A 1,198-nucleotide genomic window follows, 5' to 3' on the forward strand; every position below is an offset into this window, starting at 1 on the left:
GTTTAAAATGGCTCATGTTCCCATAGTTAAATGAACTTTTTAGAAAATAAAATCAGAAAATTATATAAAATGTTTGTGGGAATTTTGGGATATTATAGAAAAGCGTCATTTTAATTTTAAAATGACGCTTTTCATTTGCTTATGTCGATTCACGAATAATTAAGGTTGCTGGATATTCGATAATTTTACGCTTAATAGATTCCTTTTCATTTATATATAGTAGTATCTCACTAACAGTTCGTTTACTTAGCTCAACGATTGGAATATCAATTGTACTAATTGTTGGAGTTGTAACTGTGCAAATTAATTGATTATCATAACCGCAAACGGCAAGGTCAGTAGGGATAGTATATCCTTTTAAAGAAGCACCTTTAATTACTCCAGCAGCAACTTGATCATTTCCAGTAAAGAGCGCAGTGGGTCTATTTTTTAATTTATCTAACCTCTCAAAGATTCGAATTCCATCTTTAATAGTAATTGCATCTCCAAATAACCAACTTTTTTTGTATGATAATTGTTGTTCTTTTAATGCATGCAGATATCCTTGTTTGCGTTTTAATTGTGCTTGACTATTAAGGGAATCAAAACAAAAGCCAATCTTTTTGTGTCCTTTACTTATTAAATGTTTTACAGCTTTGTATCCGGCTTCAAATTCATCATAGCAAATTATCGGAATAGGTGCATTTTCCTCATATTCATTACAAAGTAATATTGGGCCATATGCTAAATAATGCTCTATATTTTCCCAATCATTTTCTAAGGATGCGAGAATTACACCATCTACCGCTCTATTCTTTAGTAATGAAAGTAATTCAAGCTCTATTTTTTTTTCATAAAAAGTCTGATAAATCAGTAATTTGTAATTGTGTTTTAGAAGTTCTTTAGAAATTTCTCTAGCTAATTTTCCGAAAAAAGGATGATCTATATTTGGAATCGATAGAGCGATGGTTTGTGTCTTATTCACCCTAAGATTTCTAGCGATAGAACTAGGAGTATAGTTTAATTCTTTCATTATTTGTATTATTTTCTCGCGTTTTTCTGGATTTACATAAGGATGATTATTTAAAACTCTTGAAACTGTAGCATTTGAAACATTGCATAATTTAGCTATTTCATTAATTGTTACCATAAAGAATCCCTCCGAAAAAAAAATGTTGACATGTAATCGATAACATAAAATATCTGTCTCTTATACACA

General features: G+C 29.9%; 1 protein-coding gene. It reads right to left on the bottom strand.

Features of this window, described 5'->3' with window-relative positions; genetic code table 11:
* Positions 1 to 139 precede the first annotated feature (139 nt).
* A complete protein-coding gene (locus tag ABWK52_RS29055; protein ID WP_097797324.1) occupies positions 140 to 1,129 on the bottom strand; it encodes a LacI family DNA-binding transcriptional regulator in 990 nt (329 codons plus the stop codon).
* Between the last annotated feature and the right edge of the window lie 69 nt (positions 1,130 to 1,198).

Source organism: Bacillus sp. AP50 (assembly GCF_040492675.1).
Classification (GTDB): domain Bacteria; phylum Bacillota; class Bacilli; order Bacillales; family Bacillaceae_G; genus Bacillus_A; species Bacillus_A cereus.

Bases quoted from the DNA above. Each gene is read 5' to 3' on its own strand.
- ABWK52_RS29055 (WP_097797324.1), bottom strand. From the start codon at position 1,129: ATGGTAACAATTAATGAAATAGCTAAATTATGCAATGTTTCAAATGCT.